This is a genomic window from Saccharopolyspora elongata (assembly GCF_004348985.1).
GTDB classification, from domain to species: Bacteria; Actinomycetota; Actinomycetes; order Mycobacteriales; family Pseudonocardiaceae; genus Saccharopolyspora; species Saccharopolyspora elongata.
In genome coordinates, this window is record NZ_SMKW01000175.1 from 1 (window position 1) to 5,415 (window position 5,415).

6 protein-coding genes are annotated in these 5,415 nt (G+C 67.2%); 5 read left to right on the forward strand and 1 reads right to left on the reverse strand.

Annotated elements, in window-relative coordinates; all coding sequences use genetic code 11:
• Window positions 1-325: 325 nt before the first annotated feature.
• Together E1288_RS49640 and E1288_RS45830 are read left to right on the forward strand one after the other, a co-directional pair.
• Window positions 326-643, forward strand: coding sequence for a MerR family DNA-binding transcriptional regulator (locus E1288_RS49640; RefSeq protein WP_235884293.1), 318 nt, complete (start codon window positions 326-328; stop codon window positions 641-643).
• Window positions 537-1,427: a bile acid:sodium symporter gene (locus E1288_RS45830; RefSeq protein ID WP_235884294.1), complete on the forward strand. Its 891-nt coding sequence runs from the start codon at window positions 537-539 to the stop codon at window positions 1,425-1,427. The genes E1288_RS49640 and E1288_RS45830 overlap by 107 nt, the downstream gene beginning before the upstream one ends.
• A 183-nt stretch (window positions 1,428-1,610) precedes the next feature.
• Here E1288_RS45830 and E1288_RS45835 read toward each other — a convergent pair whose 3' ends face one another.
• Window positions 1,611-3,155, reverse strand: coding sequence for a SulP family inorganic anion transporter (locus E1288_RS45835; RefSeq protein WP_408014320.1), 1,545 nt, complete (start codon window positions 3,153-3,155; stop codon window positions 1,611-1,613).
• Window positions 3,156-3,480: 325 nt separating this feature from the next.
• Here E1288_RS45835 and E1288_RS45840 point away from each other — a divergent pair, with 325 nt between their 5' ends.
• The 3 genes from E1288_RS45840 to arsB all read left to right on the forward strand — a co-directional run.
• Complete coding sequence (locus tag E1288_RS45840) at window positions 3,481-3,897, forward strand: MerR family transcriptional regulator (protein ID WP_165968635.1); 417 nt, start codon at window positions 3,481-3,483, stop codon at window positions 3,895-3,897.
• Between the two features lie 246 nt (window positions 3,898-4,143).
• Window positions 4,144-4,521, forward strand: a complete 378-nt coding sequence (locus E1288_RS45845; protein WP_132495565.1) for an ArsR/SmtB family transcription factor — start codon at window positions 4,144-4,146, stop codon at window positions 4,519-4,521.
• Window positions 4,518-5,415, forward strand: an 898-nt coding sequence (arsB, locus tag E1288_RS45850) for an ACR3 family arsenite efflux transporter (protein WP_132495567.1), incomplete at its 3' end; no start/stop codon positions are given. The genes E1288_RS45845 and arsB, both read left to right, overlap by 4 nt.

A 5,415-nucleotide genomic window follows, 5' to 3' on the forward strand; every position in this document is an offset into this window, starting at 1 on the left:
GAGCCCGATAACCCGGCGAGCGGAGGATCCAGCGGACTCCCGCGTACACGCGAAAGGCCTCTTCCCGACGCAGATCGGGGATCCAGGCCTTCACTTCCAACCGCATCCGCAGACCGATTGGCCTCGCGTCGCAGGATAATTCACGTCCGGTGCGAGGCCGGTCGTGTTCATCCGACAGACGTCGTCGCGGAGGCAAGCCTCGAGCCGGCCGACCAAGTGCGTGCCCCGGTGCTTAGCCGGGGGCTTCGCGTCGCTGGCTTCGAGCCGGACGGGCGGCCTTGACCTTCGAGTCGGGTTGAAGGTTTACCGTCGGGAGGTGAGCACGATGCGGATCTCTCAGCTGGCCGAACGCACCGGTACTCCAGCCACCACCTTGCGGTTCTACGAGACCGCAGGGCTGCTGTCCATGAGCGCCGCGCGGGTCTGTCATCACCACCTTGCAAGGAGCACGTCCGTTGTCGTCGTCATCCGGTCTGGTCGCAGGCATGGAACGTCACCAGGTCGCCGTCTATGTCGGGGCGCTGGCAGCCGGGGCCCTGGTTGGCTGGGCTTTCCCCGGTGCGGGGCCGGGACTGGGGCACGCCATCAACCCGGTGCTGGCGGCCTTGCTGTACGTGACGTTCCTGCAGGTACCTGCCGCTGAACTGGGCCGCTCCCTGCGCGCAGGCCGGTTCCTGGCTGCCGCGCTAGTAGTGAACTTCGTGGTAGTGCCGTTGGTGGTAGCGGCGATGTTCGCCTTCCTGCCTGGCAACCAGGCTGTGCGTCTGGGGGTGCTGCTGGTCCTGCTGACGCCGTGCGTGGACTACGTGATCGTCTTCAGTGGATTGGCCGGCGGCAGCAGTCAGCGGCTGCTCGCGGCAACCCCGCTGTTGTTGCTGGCGCAGATGCTGCTGCTGCCCGGCTTCCTCTTCCTGTTCCTGGGCTCGGACCTAGCGGATGTCGTCGAGGCCGGTCCGTTCGTCGAGGCATTCGTCATGCTGATCGTCATCCCGCTGACGTTGGCGTGGCTCACCCAAGGCTGGGCGGCGCGCCGACCGGTAGGGCGACGAGTCGCTGACGCGTTGGGGACGACGATGGTGCCGCTGATGGCGGCGACCCTGCTGACGGTGGTGGCCTCCCAGGTGCCCAAGCTGGGCGACGGTCTCGCGGAGGTGGCTCGTGTCGTGCCGTTCTACGTGGTCTTCCTCGTCGTGATGGCCTTCGCCGGACTCGCTGTTGCCCACGTGTTCCGGCTGGATGTCCCGGCCAGCCGGGCGATCGTGTTCACCGGCGCCACCCGCAACTCCCTGGTCGTGCTCCCGCTGGCGCTGGCCTTGCCCGACACGTTGGCCATCGCGGCGGTCGTGGTGGTCACCCAGACCCTGGTCGAGGTGGTAGGCATGGTGATCTACGTCCGGGCGGTGCCCCGGCTGCTACCTGCCCACTGACCCAAGTACGAGTGCGGGGCCGGGACCGACCGTGCCGGTGGCGCTGATCACGACCCGGGTCCGCAGCGCCGCCATTCTCATCCTTGCCGCCGCCGCCCTAGCTTTGCCCGCACACCGCGACGGAGGACCCCGGCAGTAGACAGGGGTCCTCCGTCGCGGTGCTGGCGGCACTTGCTGGAACGCCTAGTGGCTGGGGGTGAGTTCGCCGCTGAGCTTGCCATGGATGCGGGCGCTGGGTTCGTTCAGGCCGATGATCTCGACGGTCTTGCCGCGCTGGGCGTACTTGGTCTCGATGGCGTCCAACGCGGCCACGGAGGAGGCATCCCAGATGTGCGCCGCGGACAGGTCGATGACGACCTTCGCGGGATCGCCTGCGTAGTCGAACTGGCCGACGAGCTCGTTGGAGGAGGCGAAGAACAGTTCCCCGGTCACCCGGTAGACCACGCTCGTGCCGTCCGGGTCGGCGACGGCGGTGACCTCGGCAAGGTGGGCCACTCGCCGGGCGAAGATGACCACGGCGGTGAGCGAACCGACGACGACGCCGATAGCCAGGTTGTGGGTAGCGACCACGCACCCGACGGTGATCGCCATGACGGTGATCTCCCCGGTCGGCATCCGCTTGAGCGTTCTCGGGGCGATGGAATGCCAGTCGAACGTCGCGAAGGACACCATGATCATGACGGCGACCAGGGCGGCCATGGGGATGTCGGAGACGACCGGGCCGAGCGCGATGCACAGCACCATCAGGAAGGCACCGGCGAGGAAGGTCGACAGGCGCGTGCGGGCGCCGGAGACCTTCACGTTGATCATGGTCTGGCCGATCATGGCGCAGCCGCCCATGCCGCCGAAGAATCCGGTGACGATGTTGGCGATGCCTTGGCCGATGGATTCACGGGTCTTGTTGGAGCGGGTGTCGGTGATGTCGTCGACGAGCTTGGCGGTCATCAGCGACTCCATCAACCCGACCAGCGCCATGGCGAAGGCGTAGGGAGCGATCGTGGTCAGGGTGTCCAGCGTGAACGGCACGTCCGGCAGGCCCGGCATCGGCAGCGAGGACGGCAGAGCTCCCTTGTCGCCGACGGTCGGTACCGCGATCCCGGCCGCGACGGTGACGACGGTGAGGATCACGATGGACACCAACGGCGCTGGGACGACCTTGGTGACCTTCGGGAACAGCACCATCAACGCTAGCCCGGCGGCGATCAGCGGGTAGACGGCCCAGGGAACGTTGCTCATCTCGGGGACCTGCGCCATGAAGATCAGGATGGCCAGCGCGTTGACGAAGCCGACCATCACGCTGCGCGGTACGAACCGCATCAGCTTCGCCGCGCCCAGCGCACCGAGGGCGATCTGGAACACCCCGGCGAGAATGACCGCGGCGATCAGGTAGCCCAGGCCGTGCTCACGGTTCAGCGGTGCGATCACCAAGGCAACAGCACCGGTGGCGGCGGAGATCATCGCCGGCCGCCCACCGACGATCGCGATGGTCACCGCCATGGTGAACGAGGCGAACAGGCCGATCGCCGGGTCGACACCGGCGATGATCGAGAACGAGATCGCCTCGGGAATCAACGCGAGCGCGACGACCAGACCGGCGAGTATCTCGGTGCGCCATACCTTGGGATCGGAAAGCCAGTCGGGACGCAGGCCACGCAGACGCGCAGCAGAAAACACAGCTGAGGAAGCCAAAGAAGCAGACCTGTCGTACTCGGGCACACCCAGGGGCATGCGGGAACGGCGCGCAGGACGCAGGAAGCACGCCACGTGGAACAGCACGGGGAGCTCAAGGCGACGCGGAACCGACACGGCAAGCAGCGAACGAAGCCAGCTGCCGCGTCAGCCGCGATCCATCACGGCACCGGCACGAGCAACACGCGCACAATCTCTCCTGCAAAATGCACGAAACATCGCCGGGGGCATCATCGGCCCCGACACGGCACAAGCGGGCCGACGTTCCCGGCAACCGCCAGAGCGGAACTCTACTCTAACGTTAGGGTAGATATCTACGGGGTTGCGCCGACGTGCGGCCCCGCCGAAGCAGAAGGGCCCCCACGTGGACAGCAAGCACATGCAGATCGGCGAAGTCGCCGCGCGCACGGAGCTGTCCTTGCGCACCATCCGGCACTACGAGGAGACCGGCCTGGTCATCCCCTCGGCCCGATCCCAGGGCGGCTTCCGCCTCTACGCCGAGCGGGACGTCGAGCGGCTCATGGTGATCCGCCGCATGAAGCCACTCGGCTTCACCCTGGATCAGATGCGCGACCTGCTGGAGATCACTGACCGCCTGGACGCCGGCGACGTGCTCCATGCCGAGCAGGAGTCCCTGCTGGAGCGTCTGCACGAGTACGAACAGGCCGCATCCGAACGCGTACAGACACTACGGACGCAGCTGGGCAGGGCAGAGGACTTTGCCGCTACCCTGCGCACCCACCTGAGAAAAGCCAACCCCGTTCAGCGCCCACCTGTGTAAATTCCTGCAGTTCACGTCGGCGACGGCCTCGCGGACTTCGATCTGATCGGCGCCCGAAATTCCCCGCCCCAGCCCGGCCTGACCGCCGCCGATCACCGCCACATCCCGGACCTCGGCCACCCCACGCCTCCCAACCTGCTTACGACTACTGGGCCTTCCGGGGCGCGGCGAGTCGCCGGTCACACCGCGGCAGGAAGGGCGCCACCGAGCTTGCGTTCTTATCTAGATGGATGTCAAGTTAGACGCATGTCGAACCAAGAGCTGTCGATCGTCTCGTGCGACGACGCCGAGCCCTGTGCCAGCGCCGTGATGCGCGAGCCGCTGACCGCTGAGCAGGCCACCGAGCTGGCGAAGGTGTTCAAGGCGATCGGCGAGCCGGTGCGGCTGCGGCTGCTGTCGCTGATCGCCTCCCACGCCGGCGGCGAGGCCTGCGTGTGCGACCTCACCGACGCCTTCGAGCTCTCCGGCCCCACGATCTCCCACCACCTCAAGGTTCTGCGCGAAGCCGGGATCGTCGAGGGCGACCGGCGTGGCACGTGGATCTACTACCGCGTCCGCCCCGAGACCCTGCGGCTGCTGTCGGACTCCCTGGCCCCTGCGACGGGTGCGGTGGTGACGGCATGAGCCAGGACACAGAGAACGCTGTGGTCGCGAAACTGTCCACTCTGGACCGGCTGCTGCCGGTGTGGATCGGCGCCGCCATGGTCGTCGGCTTGCTCGCGGGGCGCTGGATCCCTGGGCTCGGGCCGGCGCTGGACACGGTGCAGATTGACGGGGTCTCGCTGCCGATTGCCCTGGGACTGTTGGTGATGATGTACCCGGTGCTGGCCAAGGTCCGCTACGACCGGCTGGACACTGTCACCGGCGACAAGCGGCTGATGGTCTCCTCGTTGGTGCTGAACTGGGTTCTCGGCCCGGCGCTGATGTTCGCGCTGGCCTGGATCTTCCTGCCGGACCTGCCGGAGTACCGCACCGGCCTGATCATTGTGGGCCTGGCGCGCTGCATCGCCATGGTGATCATCTGGAACGACCTGGCCTGCGGCGACCGGGAGGCCGCCGCCGTCCTCGTGGCGCTGAACTCGGTGTTCCAGGTCATCGCCTTCGCCGGCCTTGGCTGGTTCTACCTGTCGGTGCTGCCGGGCTGGCTCGGCCTGCCCCAGGTCGGGCTGGACGTTTCGGCGTGGGAGATCGCCAAGAATGTGCTGATCTTCCTCGGCATCCCGCTCGTCGCCGGTTACCTCACCCGCAAGCTCGGCGAGAAGGCCAAGGGCCGCCAGTGGTATGAGGACCAGTTCCTGCCCAAGATCGGGCCGGTCGCGCTCTACGGGCTGCTGTTCACCATCGTGATCCTCTTCGCCCTCCAGGGCGACGCGATCACCTCCAACCCGCTTGACGTAGTCCGCATCGCGCTGCCGCTGCTGGTCTACTTCGCCGTGATGTGGGCCGGATCGTTCGCCCTGGGCAAGGCCATCGGCCTGAACTACGAACGCTCGGCGACGCTGTCGTTCACCGCCGCGG

Coding starts and splice junctions, on each gene's coding strand:
- E1288_RS49640 (WP_235884293.1), top strand. CDS start 326: ATGCGGATCTCTCAGCTGGCCGAACGCACCGGTACTCCAGCCACCACC.
- E1288_RS45835 (WP_408014320.1), bottom strand. CDS start 3,155: ATGCCCCTGGGTGTGCCCGAGTACGACAGGTCTGCTTCTTTGGCTTCC.
- E1288_RS45845 (WP_132495565.1), top strand. CDS start 4,144: ATGTCGAACCAAGAGCTGTCGATCGTCTCGTGCGACGACGCCGAGCCC.